The sequence below is a fragment of the Testudinibacter sp. P80/BLE/0925 genome (genome assembly GCF_053570785.1).
Genome location: NZ_CM131636.1, coordinates 1924821 through 1944809, shown reverse-complemented (window position 1 = coordinate 1944809; position 19989 = coordinate 1924821). Strand labels below are relative to the sequence as shown.

General features: G+C 45.6%; 19 protein-coding genes. 5 read left to right on the top strand and 14 right to left on the bottom strand.

The window, feature by feature from the left end; translation table 11 throughout:
- Positions 1–30 precede the first annotated feature (30 nt).
- Positions 31–1134, top strand: a complete 1104-nt coding sequence (locus ACWA5Z_RS09375) for an ABC transporter substrate-binding protein (protein WP_431054326.1) — start codon at positions 31–33, stop codon at positions 1132–1134.
- A 51-nt stretch (positions 1135–1185) separates the two neighbouring features.
- Positions 1186–2100, top strand: coding sequence for an SMP-30/gluconolactonase/LRE family protein (locus tag ACWA5Z_RS09370; protein WP_431051736.1), 915 nt, complete (start codon positions 1186–1188; stop codon positions 2098–2100).
- A gap of 262 nt (positions 2101–2362) precedes the next feature.
- Here ACWA5Z_RS09370 and ACWA5Z_RS09365 read toward each other — a convergent pair whose 3' ends face one another.
- Positions 2363–2977 (bottom strand): riboflavin synthase subunit alpha, encoded by a 615-nt coding sequence (locus ACWA5Z_RS09365; RefSeq protein ID WP_431051734.1) that lies wholly within the window; start codon positions 2975–2977, stop codon positions 2363–2365.
- A 77-nt stretch (positions 2978–3054) separates the two neighbouring features.
- On the opposite strand from ACWA5Z_RS09365, the gene ACWA5Z_RS09360 reads away from it, so the two are divergent.
- Positions 3055–4452, top strand: coding sequence for an MATE family efflux transporter (locus tag ACWA5Z_RS09360; RefSeq protein WP_431051732.1), 1398 nt, complete (start codon positions 3055–3057; stop codon positions 4450–4452).
- Positions 4453–4463: 11 nt separating this feature from the next.
- Complete coding sequence (locus ACWA5Z_RS09355) at positions 4464–5504, top strand: Gfo/Idh/MocA family oxidoreductase (protein ID WP_431051729.1); 1041 nt, start codon at positions 4464–4466, stop codon at positions 5502–5504.
- 77 nt (positions 5505–5581) lie between these two features.
- Here the strand turns inward: ACWA5Z_RS09355 and iscX are convergent, their stop codons facing one another.
- From iscX to ACWA5Z_RS09300, 11 genes are all read right to left on the bottom strand, one after another.
- On the bottom strand, positions 5582–5779 hold the full coding sequence (gene iscX / locus ACWA5Z_RS09350) for a Fe-S cluster assembly protein IscX (protein ID WP_431051727.1): 198 nt from the start codon (positions 5777–5779) through the stop codon (positions 5582–5584).
- Positions 5780–5799: 20 nt separating this feature from the next.
- Positions 5800–6138, bottom strand: a complete 339-nt coding sequence (fdx, locus tag ACWA5Z_RS09345; RefSeq protein ID WP_431051725.1) for an ISC system 2Fe-2S type ferredoxin — start codon at positions 6136–6138, stop codon at positions 5800–5802.
- A 24-nt stretch (positions 6139–6162) separates the two neighbouring features.
- Positions 6163–8019, bottom strand: a complete 1857-nt coding sequence (gene hscA, locus ACWA5Z_RS09340; RefSeq protein WP_431051723.1) for a Fe-S protein assembly chaperone HscA — start codon at positions 8017–8019, stop codon at positions 6163–6165.
- Positions 8020–8133: 114 nt separating this feature from the next.
- Positions 8134–8649 (bottom strand): Fe-S protein assembly co-chaperone HscB, encoded by a 516-nt coding sequence (hscB, locus tag ACWA5Z_RS09335; RefSeq protein ID WP_431051721.1) that lies wholly within the window; start codon positions 8647–8649, stop codon positions 8134–8136.
- Between the two features lie 37 nt (positions 8650–8686).
- Positions 8687–9010, bottom strand: a complete 324-nt coding sequence (gene iscA, locus ACWA5Z_RS09330; RefSeq protein WP_431051719.1) for an iron-sulfur cluster assembly protein IscA — start codon at positions 9008–9010, stop codon at positions 8687–8689.
- Between the two features lie 72 nt (positions 9011–9082).
- Complete coding sequence (iscU, locus tag ACWA5Z_RS09325; protein ID WP_034613831.1) at positions 9083–9466, bottom strand: Fe-S cluster assembly scaffold IscU; 384 nt, start codon at positions 9464–9466, stop codon at positions 9083–9085.
- 21 nt (positions 9467–9487) lie between these two features.
- Positions 9488–10702 (bottom strand): IscS subfamily cysteine desulfurase, encoded by a 1215-nt coding sequence (locus tag ACWA5Z_RS09320; protein ID WP_431051717.1) that lies wholly within the window; start codon positions 10700–10702, stop codon positions 9488–9490.
- Positions 10703–10740: 38 nt separating this feature from the next.
- The gene (iscR, locus tag ACWA5Z_RS09315; protein WP_431051715.1) at positions 10741–11220 is read right to left on the bottom strand and encodes a Fe-S cluster assembly transcriptional regulator IscR; all 480 of its coding nucleotides are present in this window, start codon (positions 11218–11220) and stop codon (positions 10741–10743) included.
- Positions 11221–11355: 135 nt separating this feature from the next.
- Positions 11356–12096: a tRNA (cytosine(32)/uridine(32)-2'-O)-methyltransferase TrmJ gene (gene trmJ / locus ACWA5Z_RS09310; RefSeq protein WP_431051713.1), complete on the bottom strand. Its 741-nt coding sequence runs from the start codon at positions 12094–12096 to the stop codon at positions 11356–11358.
- A gap of 1 nt (position 12097) precedes the next feature.
- Positions 12098–12391: a type II toxin-antitoxin system RelE/ParE family toxin gene (locus ACWA5Z_RS09305; protein WP_431051711.1), complete on the bottom strand. Its 294-nt coding sequence runs from the start codon at positions 12389–12391 to the stop codon at positions 12098–12100.
- The gene (locus ACWA5Z_RS09300) at positions 12391–12672 is read right to left on the bottom strand and encodes a hypothetical protein (RefSeq protein WP_431051709.1); all 282 of its coding nucleotides are present in this window, start codon (positions 12670–12672) and stop codon (positions 12391–12393) included. Before ACWA5Z_RS09300 ends, ACWA5Z_RS09305 begins: the two co-directional genes overlap by 1 nt.
- Positions 12673–12853: 181 nt before the next feature.
- On the opposite strand from ACWA5Z_RS09300, the gene suhB reads away from it, so the two are divergent.
- Positions 12854–13657, top strand: coding sequence for an inositol-1-monophosphatase (gene suhB / locus ACWA5Z_RS09295; RefSeq protein ID WP_431051707.1), 804 nt, complete (start codon positions 12854–12856; stop codon positions 13655–13657).
- 137 nt (positions 13658–13794) lie between these two features.
- Here suhB and ACWA5Z_RS09290 read toward each other — a convergent pair whose 3' ends face one another.
- Together ACWA5Z_RS09290 and ACWA5Z_RS09285 are read right to left on the bottom strand one after the other, a co-directional pair.
- Complete coding sequence (locus tag ACWA5Z_RS09290; protein WP_431051705.1) at positions 13795–18222, bottom strand: S6 family peptidase; 4428 nt, start codon at positions 18220–18222, stop codon at positions 13795–13797.
- Positions 18223–18549: 327 nt separating this feature from the next.
- Entirely contained in the window at positions 18550–19836 is a 1287-nt protein-coding gene (locus ACWA5Z_RS09285; protein ID WP_431051703.1) for a citrate synthase, read from the bottom strand.
- Positions 19837–19989: the final 153 nt, after the last annotated feature.

The window sequence follows — 19989 nt, the reverse complement described above, 5'->3', positions numbered from 1 at the left end:
GAAAACGTTATGAAAACTCTTTTTCAAAAAATGCTGATTGCCACCCTTGCCGGCGGCTTGCTTACCGTCAGTCAATTTGCCAGTGCCTCTGCAACAAAAGACGCTTTCGTTACTCAGGCGAAACAAATTGTAGAAGCTGCGACAGCGCCGCAAACACAGTGGGACGGCCCGACAACCGGTCCGGCATTACAAAAAGACAAACGTGTCATCTTTATCGCTTCCGATATGAAGAACGGCGGTGTGCTTGGCGTACTGGACGGTATGAAAGAAGCCGCTGATGTTGCAGGTTGGTCGCTTGATGTGTTGGATGGCGCCGGTTCGGTTAATAATCAATTAGCTTCGTTAAATCAAGCCATTGCCAAAAAACCAGACGCAATTGTTATCGGCGGCTGGAATCCGAATGTCGCCCGCAATCCGTTGAAAAAAGCCAATGAGCAAAATATTACCTTAATTGCATGGCATGCCACCCCACAACCGGGTCCGATTGAGAAATATAACATCTTTTATAATGTGACTTCCGATTCTGATGAAATTGCACGCCTCTCGGCATTGCTTGCCGTGGCGAAATCAGACGGTAAAGCACAAGCCGTGATCTTAACTGATTCCCTCTATGAAATTGCATTGCGCAAGGCCAATGTCATGAAAGAGACTATCGAACAATGTAAAGAATGCAAGGTATTGGAATTTATCGATACGCCGCTTGCCGATACCTCAAGCCGTATGCCGGGGCTAACCTTCAGTACCTTGCAAAAATACCAAGATAATTTCCAATACACCTTGGCGATCAACGATCTCTATTTTGACTTTATGACGCCATCACTCCGCACGGCCGGCATTAAAGGTGACGCCGCACCTTATAACATTTCCGCCGGCGATGGTTCGGTTACCGCCTATCAACGAATCCGTGCCGGAGAGCACCAAATTGCAACAGTGCCCGAACCATTGAATCTGCATGGCTGGCAGTTAGTTGATGAATTGAACCGCGCCTTCTCCGGTGAGAAACCATCTAACTATGTCACGCCGGTACATTTGGTCACTAAAGACAATATTGCCTACGATGGCGGCGATAAAAATATGTATGACCCGCAAAACGGCTATCAAAATGCCTATAAAAAAATCTGGGGCATTAACTAAATCAAATCGGGGGAGGAATACTCTCCCTATTTAATCTAGTAGGTAGGTATTATGAATATTGAAGTTTATGATTCCCGATTTTCTGACTTGTTCGATCGGCAAACACAAATCGATTGCCTGTTCTCTGAGGCGACTTGGGCGGAAGGGCCGGTTTGGCTGCCGCATGAAAATAGTGTTGTTTTCAGTGACGTTAAGGGCAACCGAATGTTCAAATGGTCGGAAACAGAAGGAACGTCGGTTTTCCGTGCACCGTCCGATTTCGCCAATGGCAACGCGTTATTGCCTGACGGTTCGCTGATCACCTGCCAACACGGCGCCAGGGGAATCAGCCACACCGATCAACAGGGTAATGTCAGCATGCTGGTTGATCGCTATGATGGGCGGCACTTTAATTCACCGAATGATCTGGTGGTAAAATCCGACGGCACGGTTTGGTTTACCGATCCGCCATACGGTATTCTCAGTAATAATGAGGGATATCAGGCGGCAAGTGAAATCATCGGCTGCTATGTCTATTGCTATGATCCTACAGATCAAAAAGTGCGGTTAGCCAGCTTCAATACCATGCGCCCTAACGGACTCTTCTTCTCTCCCGATGAAAAAATTTTGTATGTTGCCGATATGTCGGCTGTCGAATTCCAAGACGGTTTACATCATCTGGTCGCGTTTGATGTCGATGGTATGCGCTTACACAATCGCCGCACGATCTGTGAAATTACGCCCGGCATTCCCGACGGTTTTTGTGTTGATGAAAGCGGCTTGATTTATTGCAGCTGCGATGACGGAATTTTGATTATCACGCCTGATGGTAAAATCATTGCCAAAATTACGCTTAACAAAACCGTATCCAATTGCACCTTAGGCGGAAAAGCGCAAAACGAGTTGTTTATCACCGCCAGTAACGGTTTGTATCGGGTAAAAGTCAATACAAAAGGATTTCAATACAACGCATTTTACGCAGACTAGGCGCATAAAAGAAGCACATAGCTGCGCTTGAGATTGCTGACAAACTGACTTCTCTCCCTCCGCATGCGGAGGGAGTACCGTTTTTCGCAAGAAAAATGGGGAGAGAGGGGGAATATGAAAATGCAACATATTCAGTTTTAACATTCTTTATGCCTCCCTCCGTCCTTCGGACACCTCCCTCCGTATACGGAGGGAGGGAAATGATTCGAGCAAGAGACTTTGTCATCAGCCTGGAGCGCATAGCTGCGCTTTTTTATCTGACTTACAACCCTCTTTCCCCCAAATACCGCTCCACCGTATCCACCAACGCTTGGGTTTGCGAGTCGATTTCAAGATTGACTTTACCGCCGATTTTTTTCTGCCCGATAATCGTGCGTTGCAAGGTTTCCGGAATCAAATTCACACAAAAACGCCCGTTTTCGACTGCCCCAATGGTTAAGCTGATACCATCAATCGCAATATAGCCTTTGGTGAGAATATATTTGATCAAGTGCGGTTGCAGCAGACTGAACCAGATTTGACAGTTATTTTCCGTTTCAATAATCTCGTCGATCAGCGCCATGCTGTAAACATGCCCCGACAACAGGTGTCCGCCGATTTCGTCACTCATTTTCATTGCGCGTTCGACATTGATTTCGTCACCGACCTGTAATTCTCCCAGATTGGTAATGCGCAGCGTTTCTTGCATTAAATCAAAGCTCAGCAAATCCCCGTTAATTTCGGTCACGGTCAAACACACACCGTTATGCGCAATCGACGCGCCCGGTTTCAGATCATCCAACAAATCCGGCGGCATTCTGATAACATGGGTTTTAAAATCTTTTTTTGCTTCGATCGATTCAATTCGGGCTTTACCCTGTATAATGCCGGTAAACATAATCTTTTCCTCATAATGTTTATTTTTATCGGCACAGATTATAGCTCTTTTCTTTCCAATTAAGCAGAAATATCTTTATGTTCAAATTTATCACTGATCCGCAGCACCGCTTAGAAATGCGCCAATTAATCAAAATTGCCGCACCGATTTTGGTCGCACAAATCGCGCAAAGTTCGATGGGCATGATTGATGCGATTATGGCGGGTCGTGTCAGTGCGGCGGACATGGCGGCAATTTCGATTGGCGCGTCGATTTGGTTTCCGTTAGTCTTGTTCGGGCAAGGCTTGCTACTCGCACTGCCGCCGACAATCGCTTATCTCAATGGCTCGGGACAACGCAAACGGATTGCGCACCAAGTGCGGCAAGGGATTTGGATTGTGTTGCTGATCACAATACCGCTCTTTGCCTTGATTTATAACAGCCATTTCATTGTCAATTTTATGGGCATGGAGCAGCGGCTCGCCGACATTGCCAGCCAGTATCTGCAAGCAATGGCGTTTGGGATCTTGCCTTATTTATTGATGATCAACTTTCGCGGCTTGAATGATGGCTTGGCAAAAACCAAACCGGCAATGGTGATCGGCTTTATCGGTTTATTGCTGAATATTCCGCTGAATTATATCTTTATTTACGGTAAATTCGGTATTCCGGCATTCGGTGCGGTCGGTTGTGGCATTGCTACGGCAATCGTGAATTGGCTGATGATGGTGATGATTTTGATCTACTGTTATCGCGCTAAAAACCAACGCGATCTGCGCCTGTTTCCCAAATTATTTGAAAAACCCGATTGGAATACCCAACGCAAACTGCTCAATCTCGGCGTGCCGATTGCCTTGACCCTATGCGCCGAAGTCACGCTGTTTACCATTGTGTCGCTGCTGATTTCACCATTGGGCGCAAATGTGGTTGCCAGCCACCAAATCACCTTACAGACCAGCTCGTTTATCTTTATGTTGCCGCTCTCGATTTCCATGGCAACCACGATTTTGGTCGGACAACGTTTGGGCGAACAAAATATCGAGGGCGCAAAACAAGTCAGCTTTAGTGCGCTGGGCTTAGGTTTGGTTGTGGCAATGATAACCGCCATTCTCACGTTACTGTTCCGCACGCAAATCGCACAAATTTTTGTTACTGATCAGCAAGTTATTGCCATGGCGTCATTCCTCTTATTGTTTGCCGCAGCTTACCAAATTCCGGACAGTATTCAAGTCATTGCCGGCGGTGCGCTGCGCGCCTATAAAGACACCAAGGCGATTTTAATTATTTCGCTACTATGCTACTGGATGATTGGTATGCCGGTGGGTTATATCACCGGTCTCACCGATTGGATCGTGCCGGCGCTGGCGGCGGAAGGGTTCTGGATCGGCTTCGTGCTGAGCCTGACCTTTGCATCGGTTTTTCTCCTGCTGCGTTTGCGTAAAATTCAGCGCATTCCGACGGCAGATTTATTACAACATTTAGAACGGATTAAATAACGAGGTGAAAAATGACTAAGGTGATTAATGTCGGTATCGCCGGTTTTGGCATGTCGGCGCAGGTGTTCCATGTGCCGTTTTTATTAATCGATCCGCACTTTCAGATCAAAAAAGTGTTTGAGCGCAGCGGCGAAAAATCCAAGCAAAAAATCCCGGATGTGGACGTGGTACATCAATTTTCCGAGCTGCTGAGTGACGAGATTGATTTGATTGTGATCTGCACCCCGAACTTAACCCACTACGACTTTGCCAAACAAGCGATTGCCGCCGGCAAACACGTGGTATTGGAAAAGCCGATTGCGGTAACCGCATTTGAAGCGGCGGAACTGGATCAACTGGCACAACAGCAAGGCGTGATCCTTTCACCTTATCAAAATCGCCGTTGGGACAGCGGCTTTTTGGCGGTGAAAAAGATTATTGATAACCGGCTCATCGGCGATATTGTTGATTATCAAGTGCGGTTCGACCGCTACAGCGCGAATAAAAATCCGAAGGTTTGGAAAGAAACCGGTGAAAAAGGCGTCGGCTTGGTATATGACTTAGGCGTCCATCTAGTCGATCATGCCGTGGATCTGTTAGGTATGCCGCAAGCCCTGTTTGCCGATATTCGCTACCAACATGAAAACGCGCTAAGCGATGATAATTTTCAAATCTACCTATATTATCCCAATCTGAAGGTAGAACTCGGCGCCACAAAATATGCGCGCGAGAAAGGTCCGCATATTGCGTTACATGGGCGGAACGGCTCTTATCTAAAATATGTCGCCGATATCCAAGAATCGCAATTAGCACAGGGGATTTTGCCCGTTGGCAACTGGAACGTGGAAAATGAAAGCCAATGGGGAACGCTCAATACCGAGCTTAACGGCGTGCATTTCCAAGGCAAAATCGAATCCCCGGCGGCAAGTTATGCCGCTTATTACGACAACATTTATGCCGCGATCACCACAAACGAACCGTTGGTTGTAACCGCGGAACAAGCACGAAACGTATTAATGTTATTAGAAAAATGCTTTGAAAGTGCGAAAATGCGCAAAGTGGTTGAAATATAAAACAACTAAAAAAGTGCGGTAGCCGGTCCTTTCATTAAACCGTCCAACTACCGCACTTCATTCTTCCGAAATCCCGCTTAATCCTCAAATTCATCCAGCCAATGCAATAAAATCGCTTCCAGAATTTTTTCATTTGATTTTTGCGGGTCGTCGTCGAAACCGTGCAGATTGCAAATCCAAGCGTGCATATCGGTGAAACGGACGGTTTTAGGATCGACATCAGGATAGCGATCGTATAACGCCCAAGCGATTTGTTGCGAATCTTGCCACTTCATATGCTTATTCCTCTGCTTGACTAATGATCTTCGCGGGCGTGGTTGATGGTGTAACGTGGAATGTCGATCACCAGATCTTCGTCGCCCACCACCGCTTGGCAGCTTAAACGGCTTTCCATTTCCAAGCCCCAAGCTTTATCCAACATATCTTCTTCCAAATCGCTGCTTTCATTGAGGGAGTCGAAACCTTCGCGCACCACCACATGGCAAGTGGTGCAGGCACAGGATTTTTCGCAGGCGTGATCGATTTCGATACCGGCGTTCAGCGCCGCATCTAAAATACTTTCGCCTTTGGCGGCGTCAACCACCATGCCTTCCGGGCAATAGGTTTCATTCGGGAGAAAAATTAACTTTGGCATATCTAAATCCTTGTAAATTCGTTTTTAACTGTTTTCAATTTCGCTGATACTGTGCCCTTGCAGCACGCTGCGCACCGATTTATCCATACGGCGCGCGGCAAATTCGCGGGTGACCACATCAAGTTGTTTAATTCCGTGTTTAATCGCGTCGCTGTCTGTGCCGCTGATTAAGGCGCGCAACTGCTCGATTTGCGCGGTGATTGCGCCCAATTCTTGCGTATTTAATAATTCGCGATCTAATTTTAATGCCTCTTCTACGCCTTCAATCACCCGTTTGGCTTCCACTTGCTGTTCCGCCAAACGGCGCGCCTGCATATCCTGTTCCGCATTTTCAATCGAAGCGTGGATCATATTGCGAATTTCATCATCACTTAAACCGTAAGACGGTTTCACCTGAATCGAGGCTTGCACTTTGGTCGATTTTTCCATTGCCGTGACGCTGAGCAAACCGTCGGCATCGACTTGATAGGTCACGCGAATATGCGCCGCCCCGGCGACCATCGGCGGAATGCCGCGCAGGGTGAAACGGGCAAGTGAGCGGCAGTCCGCCACCATTTCGCGTTCGCCCTGCACAATATGCACTGTCATCGCGGTTTGTCCGTCTTTGAAGGTGGTAAACTCTTGCGCACGCGCCGCCGGAATAGTAGTGTTGCGTGGAATGATTTTTTCCACCAACCCGCCCATGGTTTCAATCCCTAAGGATAACGGCGTCACATCGAGCAATAACATATCGGTATCGGCTTTATTGCCGACCAAAATATCCGCTTGAATCGCTGCGCCTAACGCCACCACTTTATCCGGGTCGATCGAGGTCAACGGCGTTTTACCGAAAAATTCGCCCACTTGTTCGCGGATTAACGGTACTCGGGTCGAACCGCCGACCATCACCACCTGCAACACCTCTTCCGGGCTGACTTGTGCGTCTTTCAACACGCGGCGGCACGCCATTAATGAACGTTTCACCAACGGTTGAATTAACTGATCAAACTGCGCACGGTTGATTTCGCCCTGCCAATCTTTGAACTGCACTGGCACCGCACTTTCCACGCTTAATTGTACTTTAGTCGCAATGGCGGTTTCCAATAGCTGACGGCGTTCAATGCTATTGGCGGCAGCAATGCCCGATTGTTGTTCGATCCAGCCCGCCAGCAGATGATCGAAATCATCGCCGCCAAGTGCGGTGTCGCCACCGGTGGCGAGCACTTCGAACACGCCTTTGGACAGACGCAAAATCGAAATATCAAAGGTGCCGCCGCCCAAATCATAGACCGCAATCACGCCCTCTTGTCCGGAATCCAAACCGTAGGCAATCGCCGCCGCAGTCGGTTCGTTTAGCAAACGCAACACTTGCAGTCCGGCCAAACGCGCCGCGTCTTTGGTCGATTGGCGTTGTGCGTCGTCAAAATACGCCGGCACGGTAATCACCGCGCCCGACAGTTCGCCGCCCAAACGGGCTTCCGCCAAATGATTGAGTTTTCTAAGAATATCGGCGGAAATTTGCACCGGACTGAAATTGCCCTGTGCGGTTTCGATGAGCGGTAAGCCGTTTTCGCTTGCTTGAAAGCGATAAGGCAAATTGGGATAACGCTGCCGCACATCGGCTAAACTGCGTCCAATCAGGCGTTTAACCGAAATCACGGTTTGCTGCGGTTCACTGACCGCTCTTGCCAAGGCGGCACAACCGACCAGCGGCGTGCTGAGCGCATAATTGACGACCGAAGGAATCAGGGCATTGCCGTCCACATCGGCTAAAATTTCACTGCTGCCGTTACGCACGGTTGCCAACAGCGAATTGGTCGTGCCCAGATCAATCCCCACCGCCAAACGGTGTTGGTGCGGCGCGGCGCTTTGCCCGGGTTCGGCAATTTGAAGTAATGCCATGTTAGGTTTCCGTTTTATCTGAATAGAGTAAAAAGTAAAAAGCCAATAAGCGAAGTGCGGTTTTATGCGGCATGCATTCGCTTATCAGCATTGCAAACAGCGGCTAGTATAACATTAGCCGTATAAGCGATCTTCGATTTGTTCCACTTCCAGCAGCAGTTTTTCAATAAATTTTAAGCGGTCAATCTGCTGCTTCAGCTCTGCCCATGCGGCATGTTGAATGGCGTTTTCAATCGCCTGTAATTGTTGTCGGCGCAGGGTTTCGCTTTTGTCGCGCAAGGCGGCAATTTCCGCTTCATCGCAACCACAAGCGGCGGCTTCCAAATCCTCACGCAACAGCAATTGTTGTAGCAAAAATTCGTTGTCTTTCACCGTTTCTTCCGGATTCAGCGGCTGTGTCCAATTCAGTTGTAAAATCGCTTCGGCACGGCGAATCGGGTTTTTCAGGATTTGATACGCCCCGTTAATCTGCGCCGCCTGCTGCACCGCTGCAAGCTGTTGCGCAGCGGATTCGGTGGCAAAATTATCGGGGTGGTACTGTTTTTGCAAGTCGAGATAGCGTTGCGATAAAAGTGCGGTATCCAGCTGAAAACCGACTGCGATACCAAAAAGTTCAAACGGGTTTTGCATTGTTTATCCTATTGATTTTGCTGAGTCTGACCGCACTTTACACGGTAAAGCTTTCGCCGCAACCACATTCGTCTTTTTTATTCGGATTATCAAATTTAAAGCCTTCGTTTAAGCCTTCTTTGACAAAATCCAACTCGGTCCCGTCCAGATAAACCAAACTTTTGCTGTCGATAATCACATTAATGCCATGCTGCTCGAAGACTTGATCGTCTTCGTTCATCTCATCAACGAACTCCAATACATACGCAAGTCCGGAACAACCTGAGGTTTTCACGCCTAAACGCAACCCTAAGCCTTTACCGCGGTTTTCAAGAAAAGTACGCACGCGATTTGCCGCGCTTTCGGTTAAACTGACACCCATGGTGAATCCTTAATATACAACTGTAACAAATAGAGAAAATCCCTGTTGCACGCAGTCCAACAGGGTTAAACATTATTTATTGTTTTTCGCTTTATAATCGGCAATCGCCGCTTTGATTGCATCTTCCGCTAAAATTGAACAGTGAACTTTCACCGGCGGCAATTCCAACTCTTCGGCAATTTGGCTGTTTTTGATCGAACCGGCTTCATCTAACGATTTGCCTTTCACCCATTCGGTAATCAGCGAGCTGGAGGCAATCGCCGAGCCGCAGCCGTAGGTTTTGAAACGCGCGTCTTCGATAATACCGTTGTCATCCACTTTGATTTGCAACTGCATTACGTCGCCGCATGCCGGTGCGCCCACCATGCCGCTGCCGACATTTTGTTCTTTTTTATCGAATGCCCCCACGTTACGCGGGTTCTCATAATGATCGATTACTTTTTCGCTATATGCCATTTTATTTCTCCTGTTAACCGATTAGTGGGCAGTCCACTGCACTGTGTTCAAATCAATCCCTTCTTTAAACATATCCCATAACGGGGACAGTTCACGCAGTTTGCTTACTGCTTTTTTCACTAATTCGATAGTGTAATCCACTTCTTCTTCGGTGGTGTAACGCCCGATTGAGAAACGGATTGAGCTGTGCGCCAATTCATCGTTCAAGCCCAACGCACGCAAGACATACGACGGCTCAAGGCTGGCCGAGGTACAAGCCGAACCGGAAGAGACCGCAATATCGCTCAATGCCATCATTAACGATTCCCCTTCAACATAGTTGAAGCTGATGTTCAGATTGCCGGCAACACGCTGTTCCAATGAACCGTTTACATGCACTTCTTCAATGTCTTTCAAGCCGTTGTATAAACGATCGCGCAGGGCTTTAATCCGTGGGATTTCGCTCGCCATTTCTTCTTTGCAGATACGATAGGCTTCGCCCATACCAACGATTTGGTGCACCGGCAATGTGCCCGAGCGCATGCCGCGCTCGTGTCCGCCGCCGTGAATCATGGCTTCAATCCGAACGCGTGGTTTACGCCGCACATATAAACCGCCGATTCCTTTTGGTCCGTATAATTTATGACCGGAGAATGACATCAAATCCACGTTTAATTTGCTGAGATCAATCTCCACTTTGCCGACGCTTTGGGTTGCGTCAGTATGGAAAAGCACTTTTTTCGCCCGGCACAATTCACCGATTTTCTCGATATCTTGGATCACGCCGATTTCGTTATTCACATGCATAATCGACACTAAAATAGTGTCATCGCGCATTGCCGCTTCCAATTTCGCCAAATCAATCAAACCGTCGGCTTCCGGCTCGAGATAGGTCACTTCAAAGCCTTCGCGTTCTAACTGGCGGCAAGTGTCTAACACCGCTTTATGTTCGGTTTTGCAAGTGATGATATGTTTGCCTTTGGTTTGGTAAAAATGCGCCGCCCCTTTGATCGCCAAGTTATCGGACTCGGTCGCGCCGGAAGTGAACACGATCTCTCTGGAATCCGCCCCGATTAAATCGGCAATTTGGTTACGCGCAATATCAACCGCTTCTTCCGCTTGCCAGCCGAAACGGTGCGAACGCGACGCCGGATTACCAAAAATGCCGTCATAGGTCATAAATTCCATCATTTTTTTCGCAACGCGTTCGTCCACCGGACAAGTCGCTGCATAATCCAAATAAATTGGTAATTTCATTTTCACTCCTGAAAAATTAACACTATCAAACGCACCGATTAAGTGCGGTTGACCACTTGAAAAGATAGTTGCTGATCCAAATGCTTTTTCAACGCACTGCGCTGAGTCTGTTTATTAACTAAATCGGCAATGGTAATCCCGTTCAGAAACTCCTCGATCTCTTCGCTTAACTGCTCCCACAGCGAATGGGTCAAACAGGTCGTTCCGCCCTGACAATTGCCTTTGCCTTTGCATTTGGTTGCCGAGATATTTTCATTCACCGCCGCAATAATCATACCGATTGCAATTTTTTCAATCGGCATGCCTAACAGATAACCACCGCCGGGACCACGCACACTTTTCACCAAGCCGAAACGGCGCAATTTGGCAAATAACTGCTCTAAATAAGATAATGAGATTTGCTGACGTTCGGAAATATCGGCTAATGTAATCGGCATCTCGATTTCGCCACGCTGCGAATTGAGCGCAATATCCAGCATGGCTGTCACGGCGTAACGCCCTTTTGATGTCAATTTCATATCTGCTCCTCAACGATAATTTGATGAGGTGATTTTTTCATACCAGACTATTTTAGTCAACTTTAAACCTGACTATTTTTGTATGTTTTTGTCTATCACAGCAACAAGCACCGCATAATTCGCCTGACTCTGCTTTTAACCGCACTTTTTCCTTAACGTGCTGAGCATACCCTGCAAGATATTCAATTCGTTTTTGCGCAGCTCGGCACGGGCATACAGACTGCGCAATTTCGACATCACGCCGTTATTTTGGATAAAGCCCAAGGTACGATACAGTTGTTCGGTTTGCTTGAAAAAGTATTCCAACTCTTGTTGGCTTGGTTTCTCATTAACCGAGAGTGAAAGTGCGGTTGGTGTGGGATTGGCTGGCTGTGCCAACATCGCCATGCGCACTTCGTAGCTGACCAATTGCACCGCCATCGCCAAGTTGAGTGAGGAGTAATCCGGATTTGCCGGAATGTTGAGATGAAAACCGCACTTGAGTAGTTCGTCATTGCTTAAACCGACCCGTTCGCGCCCAAACACAATCGCCACCTTGCCGCCGTTTGCCGCCATTAACACCGCCTGCTCACCGCAGGCACGCGGTTCAATCAACGGAATCGACACATGCCGACTGCGCGCACTGGTGCCAATCACCAAGGAACAATCCGCCACCGCCTGATCAAAAGTGTCGACCACGGTCGCACTTTCCACAATATCATTCGCCCCGGCGGATAAGGCGATTGCCTGTTCATCGGGCAAGGTTTTCGGCGCAACCAAATACAGCGACGACAAGCCCATGGTTTTCATCGCCCGCGCCGCCGAACCGATATTACCGGTGTGGGAGGTTTCGATCAGCACGATACGAATATTGTTTAAATAGGTTTGAGTTGTCATATCAATAGTTACTTGTTAATTTGCATGCGCTATGTAGCACGCTTAAAATAATCAGGCTTTCCTGTTCGACGGCATAAATCAGAATAAATGGAAAGTGCGGTACGATTAACTTCCGATAACAACTGGAAGTCTCTTTCACTTTCTTGCCTAATTGCGGATTTTGCTGTAATAATGCTGCCATTTCTTCAAATTTCGCATCGATTTGATCGGCTAATGCTAAACCGGCGTGTTCAAAAAAATAGCGGAAAATTTGCTCTCGATCGTGTTGCGCCTGTGCTTCCCAAAATAACTTCACTACGCTGCTCCGATTAATTGGCGGCGTAATTGCTGCATTTTTTGTTGGCTTGCCGCTTGGTCGAATAATTGCGTTTGTTTGCTTTCGTAACGCTGAATCGCTTCGTTGATTTGCGCTTCTAACCAATGCGCATGGCTGTTCGCCTGATATGCTTGCTCTTCCGCCGCCAATTCTTCCGCTCTTTCGCGCATTAATTTGGTCAAATCAGTCTGTTGCCGTTTTGCCGCCTGCATAGCCAACCGTTTGGTTTGCGCATCAATTCGAAAATGAATGGTTTCCATTATTTCACCTCGCTAATAAATGGTGTCATTTGTGTTGTCAATCATACCTGAATATCACGAATGAGACAAAAACAAATTTACCTCGCAATTTCGGCGACAATTCTTTATAATTCGCGCAGTTTTGTGTGTTATAACAAAATCACTCCTTTTATTTATTTGTTCTTTAAAATCCGGTGGAATTATGAATCCAATGTTAAATATTGCTATTCGTGCAGCACGAAAAGCAGGCAATGTGATTGCCAAAGCTTACGAACGCCCTGAAAGCGTGGAAGTGAGCAACAAACGCAGTAATGATTATGTAACCAATGTCGATAAAGCGGCGGAAGCGGCAATTATCGAGGTGATCAAAAAATCCTATCCTGATCACACGATTATCACCGAAGAAAGCGGTGCGATTGAAGGCGAAAACAAAAACGTACAATGGATTATCGATCCGCTGGATGGCACGACCAATTTTATCAAAACCCTACCGCACTTTGCCGTTTCGATTGCGATTCGTGAAAACGGGCGCACCGAAGTGGGCGTAGTCTATGACCCAATCCGTAACGAACTGTTCACCGCGGTGCGTGGCGAAGGCGCCAAACTGAATGAAACCCGTCTGCGTGTGGAAAACCGCCGTGATTTAGCCGGTGCGGTGCTGGCTACCGGCTTCCCGTTTAAAGCGAAACAACATATGCCGGTACAGTTGAACATTATCGGCTCACTGATTGAGGACGCCGCCGATTTCCGTCGTACCGGCTCTGCCGCATTGGATCTGGCATATGTTGCCGCCAACCGTGTGGACGGTTATTTTGAAATCGGTTTAAAACCGTGGGATTGCGCCGCCGGTGATTTGATCGTACGTGAAGCCGGTGGGATTGTGACCGATTTTGCCGGTGGTCATCAGTATTTGATTTCAGGCAATCTCGTTGCGGCGGCGCCGCGTGTGGCTAAAGAGATTTTAACCAAAATCCAACCGCACTTGACCGACAGTTTGAAAGGCTAACAAATAAAAATAACGGGAATATTGCCCTGCCCAAAAACTTGGATTATTTAATCGAAGGATTGAATCCGATATTGCGGACGCAATCCTTTTCATTTTAATGGCAGAAGATCAAATCTGATCTTCTGCACATGCACAACTTACCAAGTAAACCGCACGCCAATATTCATCAAACTGTGATTAAACCCTTTGGATTGCAACGCAATTTTGGTATCTTGGGTCAGATACAGGTTATTCATCAACTGATATTGCAAGCCTAAATCAAGATTCAATTTGAGTTTGCCCAAACCGCGCGTATATTCCCGATCAATATCAACATAGCTCACTTTCAGCTTGCCCAAATCGTAGCTTGCGCCAATGCCGCTGCGGATTTGCCATTTATCCCATTGATAATCCAATCCGATTCCGGCTTCCGCCGTGAATGGCGCACTGTCTTTCACCCGCACCTTGTCGCCGTTGCTGTCGGTGAATGTGCCTAAACCCAAATTATTATAGGACAACGCTACATATTCGCGCAGGCTGATATTGCCAAATGTTTGACGATAACGCACGCCGCCTTTGGCAAAAACGCCTGTCGAATTAAAGCTGTTGTTTATGCTACGGTTATTTGCCTGCAATCCTTTATCGGCATCAATATTGGTTTTAAAACGGGCTTTTGCCACACCCAATGCGCCATAGAATTTAAAATCACCGATCTCATAACCGGCATGCGCAATCGCAGAAACCAATTTGGTTTTGGAGCTTAACCGCACTTTATCCGATGAAGTGGTGGTATTCAAATCTGCCATTCGCGCTTGTAGCCCGAATTCGCTCTCCCTCTGCCGTTTCACCGCATTAAACACCACGCCGTTGCCGCGCACTTTGCTGTTAAAATTATGCAGATGACGGTAATTATCATTTTCAGCGTAGTTTTCATACTGTACGCTGAAACCTTCTTTCACCGTATTTAAATTGATATTCAACACATTGCGCGCACTGCCGATCAAGGTCAGATATTCACCGACTTCAGGGGCGGTTTTGGCGGTTAAGCTGATTGTTGTAGGCTTTATCAATGTCGCCGGATCTAAAGTCGGTTTAGCTTCTGCGGTTGTGGATTGAATTTCATGCTCTTTCAGGCTATCCGGGTCAAGTGCCTCCGCATTAATATTATTCTCTTCCGAATTTACTACAAATTCAGTTAATGTTACGGGATCTAATGTTGGTTTTACTTCTGTTTCCATAGTTGAACCGACAGTAACCTCTTTTAACGTATCAATATCAAATTCGGTTTTTGCTTCGCTATCCGTGGTTGATCCGACAATAACCTCTTTTAACGTATCAATATCAAATTCGGTTTTTACTTCGGTATCCGTGGTTGATCCGACAATAACCTCTTTTAACGTATCAATATCAAATTCGGTTTTTGCTTCGGTATCCGTGGTTGAAACCGACTCCCACATTTTTGCAGGCTCAATCAAAGTAAGTGGCACATAAGTGGTTGAATCAATTTTCGTCTCGATCACTGGAGCGGGTGTAACAATTTTCTCTTTTTCCATTAAATACGTGTTTGAGCGATCAAATGTAAAATCGAATTCCAAGCCGTTTTTTGCGGTTCTGACCGCACTTTCAAATTGCAAACTCCCGGTTTTATAATCTACAAAGACCAACTTATTGACTGGATTAGCTAATTTCGCCGTTACGGTATCGCTAAGTGTAAAGATCGGTGTCACAACTCCGCTCGCCGAGCCGTCAATTGTTAATTTATTATTAAGTTCATAACTGCCATTTTCTGATTTTGTTTTAATATCATCGATCGTACCAAAATCAATTTTGCCACTATTGCTTGAACTAAAATCACCTGCCACGGTTAAAGGTTGAAATAACCCCAGTGCACCACCGTTTAAAATTAAATTGGTATCTAATATACGCTGTTTAAAATTAAATGTAGTTGCGCCGTTGGCAAGGGTAATTGTTGGAAAATAACTGTTTTCTAGCGTACCGCGTTGAATATCTGCATTAATAATTACATTACGTTTTGTTACGTTATCTAATCCCGATAATGTCAAATGGCTGCCATTTTCGAGATTTAACCGCACTTTATCGGTTAATTGTGTCGCACCATTCATAAAGTTAAATGTTGCTTCCTTTTTATTATTTAAAGTGAAGTTATCCCCATTAGATTTTAATGTAAGATTTAACTTATCTGTATTTTCGATTAAAAGTGCGGTTTTCGCTGATATTTTGGTGGTGAGATTGGTCGGTTTGGTATTTTTCCAAACCGCACTTCCTTCACCTTGGGTAATAATATCCGCCGCACCGCTCATGCTGCCTTCAAAGGTAGCAGTGAAATCTTTTGGCATATTAAATTTCACTTGGTTATTTGAGCCGGTGAACGTTAAATTAGCCTGCACTTTAGGATTGTGGAATGTCGGATCAGAGAATTTATCGCCTTTTATCGCGTCTTGAGTCGGATCGTGGCGTTTGCTGTCTGAATCAGAAATTTCAATATTAAATTTGTTATTGCCACTAAATTTCACTTCTTCAGCGATAAGAGTCGAGGCGCGTCCCACGCCAAGCGTTGCCCCGCTGCCCACGGTAATATTTTTTGCTTGGAACGTATGCGGTCGCCATTCTCTGCGATTATAATCCGCAAGCGTAGTCCCTATTTTAATTCCATTTCTCACCATTGTTGAATAAATCAATCGATCGGCATTCAGGCTGAATGTACCGTTTTCAATTTTAACATCACCGTCAATTTTACTATCACCGCGCAATATCCAAACAGTATCTTTATTATTTGGCTTAAATGTCAGATCTAAATTGCCATTAAACTGCCCTAAGTAATTAACTGATTCAGTCGGTTTAAAGGTAAATACGGATTTTTTCGCTTTATTGTCATTTTTAATATTGGCGCCACGATCCATGTGGTAAATATTTTCAAACTCAGCATTATAGCCATTTAAATCTAACGCACCGCCCCGCACGCCAAAATAGATTTTATCTGTATTGAACTGTCCGTCTTTCAGTAATTTAACCGTCGGTTTTCCTGTTGCAAGCATAATTTTTTCCGCCGCAATACCACCGTCGGTATTCAGTTCTAATGTTCCGTCACCGATTGCAACACTGCCTTTTCCGGCTGATTTTCCAGATAAACGTAGCGTGCCTGCTCCTACTTTGCGCCAATCTGTACCTTGCACCAATGTCAGCTCTGCGGTAACGGTTTTTCCTGCGCCAACCGACATACCGCTTAAATCAAATTTTCCCGCTCCGGTAATTTTCGCATCGGTTTCAAAATAAATTGGAATACTGCCAATATCTGTATCACCATTAATGTTTAATTCGATACTGCCACCGGAGGAATTGGTTAAATATAAATCTTTGCTTTCTTTATCAAGCGTTCGATCTCCGCCATAATAACGCGTTGTATATAATTTAAATGTGTTTCCATCTGATACTTTAAAATATGCCGCTTTATTAACGCCTTCTCGTGCAGTGGTGATAGTAATTGTATTTCCCTCACCCACTTCTTTTTTATAATTCATTTCCGTTAAAAGTGCCTGCATTCTCGGCAAAGATTCCATAATACCCTCTTTGCCATAACCGGAGGCACGCCCTAGCGCGCCACGTCCCGCACGCGAATTGACGCCCAATAACCACCATTTTTTATTTTCTTTATCCCACCAAAAAACCGGTGAGCCACTGTCACCGCCTCGGCTGGTCGAATCTAACGCATTTTTGGCTTCTGGCCATAGTTGATAAGAAAGGTGGTTACTTTGCAGATTGTATTTCGCTTCAGGTCTGATTTCTTTTACTTGCGCTAATCCGCCGTGTACATAAGTATAGGTATTATAAATAGGATTACCGGTTTGTTCATAAGGGCGAATTGCTTGTGAAAATGCTCCTGCACCATTTCGCGCTAATAAATCATTGACATTGATCCCGCTAAACTCTTTCAGTTCATAAGGCTCAACATCAAACATTAATTTTTTCGTGCGGATATAACTGGCATCATAACCACCGGAAAGATTTTTCATATTGACAACTTGATTATAATCTTGGGCATACCCATAATCGTAATTTTTTTTATTAACTTCCTCATCTGAAAAAATAAATGCCAGATAATTCTTTTCCTTTTGATCATCGTCGTCATTTTCTGTAATACTATTTTTAAATAGCGATATATCCGTGCGATAAAAACGCTTGCCATAACTTTCATTGCTGTACATATCTACCATGTGTGCCGCTGTTACCACAATATTATGGCTGACCGGAGTGGCATACCCTTTATCCGAAACCGAATAAAAATTCGGCATTAATGGAATGCTGTCTTTACCGTCACCTTCAATATTCCCGGTGCTCAATGTGCCGTCTTTTTTATACACTTTTACATCGGTTGCTCCGGCTTCATATTTCCCGGCATTATTGCCGAACTTAATATATTCACGGTAATCAATATCATGCCGCACTACAGAAGCGTAAGCATTTGTTAAATAGATTGGTGTTATTAAAAACAGTAACTTAGGTGAAAATCCCCTTGCTTTGCTGTAGAAATTGAGTTTAAAACGTTTAGATGAGTGATTATTTCTCATAGTTATAGATACCTTGACTTGAATGGGTAATATTTACAAAAAACATAAATTCCATGCATTATAACAATAACAATAACAATAACAATAACAATAGCAATGGCGATTGTTTCAAAAATAAGGGAAAAAGAAATGATTTATCTATTTAAATTAAATATCAAATGGCGTGACTAGGAAGGGAGAAAAACAAAGCTATTTTATAGCCTGCTAAATAATAAATGCGTAAATAAAAGAGGATTTAATTTTATACTTAAATTGGCGTGAGTTTGCTTGAAAATGGTTTGAAAAAACCGCACTTTGGTTAAAGTGCGGTTTGCTCAGTGATGAGAATTAGATTTTATCCATTTTGCCAAAATCGCGCGTCGGGTGTCCGACATACAATTGACGCGGACGCACGATTTTGATTGCCCCTTGGTTATACATCTCTTTCCAATGGGCGATCCAACCGACGGTTCTTGCCAACGCAAACATCACGGTGAACATCGACACCGGAATGCCGATGGCTTTTAAGATAATACCGGAATAAAAATCTACATTCGGATACAGTTTGTGATCGACAAAATACGGATCGCTCAATGCAATGCGTTCCAATTCCATCGCCACATCCAACAACGGATTTTGCACGTTCAATTCTTTCAGCACTTCATGGCAAGTTTGGCGCATCACTTTGGCTCGCGGATCGTAATTTTTATATACCCGATGTCCGAAGCCCATCAAGCGGAACGGATCGTTTTTATCTTTGGCTTTTTCGATATATTCCGGAATACGATCGACGCTGCCGATTTCTTCCAACATATTGATACAGGCTTCGTTGGCACCACCGTGTGCCGGCCCCCAAAGAGAGGCAATCCCTGCGGCAATACAAGCAAATGGGTTCGCACCGGAAGAAGCGGCGGTACGTACCGTGGAAGTCGAGGCGTTTTGCTCGTGATCGGCGTGCAGGATAAAGATTTTATCCATCGCTTTTTCTAACACCGGATTAACCACATATGGCTCACACGGGGTGGCAAACATCATATACAGGAAGTTGCCGGAGAAGGACAAATGGCGTTGCGGGTACATAAACGGCTGCCCGATGGAATATTTGTAACACATCGCCGCCAACGTCGGCATTTTCGCCAATAAACGGTAAGCGGTCAGTTCGCGGTGATAGATATTATTCACGTCGGTGGAGTCATGATAGAACGCTGCCAATGCGCCGCTGACCCCGCACATAATCGCCATCGGATGTGAATCTCGGCGGAAACCATGGAAGAAGCGGGAAATCTGCTCATGTACCAAGGTGTGTTTTTTCACCCGAGCCTCAAATGCCTTATATTGCTCAAGATTCGGTCTTTCGCCAAATAACAGCAGATACGACACTTCCAAATAATCGGCATTTTCCGCCAATTGCTCAATCGGATAACCACGGTGCAATAAAACGCCTTCATCACCGTCAATATAGGTGATCGCAGACTGACAAGAGGCGGTTGACATAAAGCCGGGGTCAAAGGTAAATAAATGATTTTTCACCAATGATTGTACATCCACCGAATCATAACCCAGCACTGCACGATGTACATCCAGCTCAAGCTCGCGACCGTCGCTGATTGATAATGTTGCTTTTAATTCTGACATGACCACTCCCTACGTTTGTTAGATTTTTGTTAAAATAAATTCGATTTACCGTTGAAATAATAATGCGATTACTCCTTTATTAGCATAAATAAAAGGGCTGTGTAAAATGAATTTTCAACAATTTAGTCTTTTCGTCGCGAAATTTAAAGCGGC

Bases quoted from the DNA above. Each gene is read 5' to 3' on its own strand.
- ACWA5Z_RS09375 (WP_431054326.1), top strand. From the start codon at position 31: ATGCTGATTGCCACCCTTGCCGGCGGCTTGCTTACCGTCAGTCAATTT.
- ACWA5Z_RS09370 (WP_431051736.1), top strand. From the start codon at position 1,186: ATGAATATTGAAGTTTATGATTCCCGATTTTCTGACTTGTTCGATCGG.
- ACWA5Z_RS09365 (WP_431051734.1), bottom strand. From the start codon at position 2,977: ATGTTTACCGGCATTATACAGGGTAAAGCCCGAATTGAATCGATCGAA.
- ACWA5Z_RS09360 (WP_431051732.1), top strand. From the start codon at position 3,055: ATGTTCAAATTTATCACTGATCCGCAGCACCGCTTAGAAATGCGCCAA.
- ACWA5Z_RS09355 (WP_431051729.1), top strand. From the start codon at position 4,464: ATGACTAAGGTGATTAATGTCGGTATCGCCGGTTTTGGCATGTCGGCG.
- iscX (WP_431051727.1), bottom strand. From the start codon at position 5,779: ATGAAGTGGCAAGATTCGCAACAAATCGCTTGGGCGTTATACGATCGC.
- fdx (WP_431051725.1), bottom strand. From the start codon at position 6,138: ATGCCAAAGTTAATTTTTCTCCCGAATGAAACCTATTGCCCGGAAGGC.
- hscA (WP_431051723.1), bottom strand. From the start codon at position 8,019: ATGGCATTACTTCAAATTGCCGAACCCGGGCAAAGCGCCGCGCCGCAC.
- hscB (WP_431051721.1), bottom strand. From the start codon at position 8,649: ATGCAAAACCCGTTTGAACTTTTTGGTATCGCAGTCGGTTTTCAGCTG.
- iscA (WP_431051719.1), bottom strand. From the start codon at position 9,010: ATGGGTGTCAGTTTAACCGAAAGCGCGGCAAATCGCGTGCGTACTTTT.
- iscU (WP_034613831.1), bottom strand. From the start codon at position 9,466: ATGGCATATAGCGAAAAAGTAATCGATCATTATGAGAACCCGCGTAAC.
- ACWA5Z_RS09320 (WP_431051717.1), bottom strand. From the start codon at position 10,702: ATGAAATTACCAATTTATTTGGATTATGCAGCGACTTGTCCGGTGGAC.
- iscR (WP_431051715.1), bottom strand. From the start codon at position 11,220: ATGAAATTGACATCAAAAGGGCGTTACGCCGTGACAGCCATGCTGGAT.
- trmJ (WP_431051713.1), bottom strand. From the start codon at position 12,096: ATGACAACTCAAACCTATTTAAACAATATTCGTATCGTGCTGATCGAA.
- ACWA5Z_RS09300 (WP_431051709.1), bottom strand. From the start codon at position 12,672: ATGGAAACCATTCATTTTCGAATTGATGCGCAAACCAAACGGTTGGCT.
- suhB (WP_431051707.1), top strand. From the start codon at position 12,854: ATGAATCCAATGTTAAATATTGCTATTCGTGCAGCACGAAAAGCAGGC.
- ACWA5Z_RS09290 (WP_431051705.1), bottom strand. From the start codon at position 18,222: ATGAGAAATAATCACTCATCTAAACGTTTTAAACTCAATTTCTACAGC.
- ACWA5Z_RS09285 (WP_431051703.1), bottom strand. From the start codon at position 19,836: ATGTCAGAATTAAAAGCAACATTATCAATCAGCGACGGTCGCGAGCTT.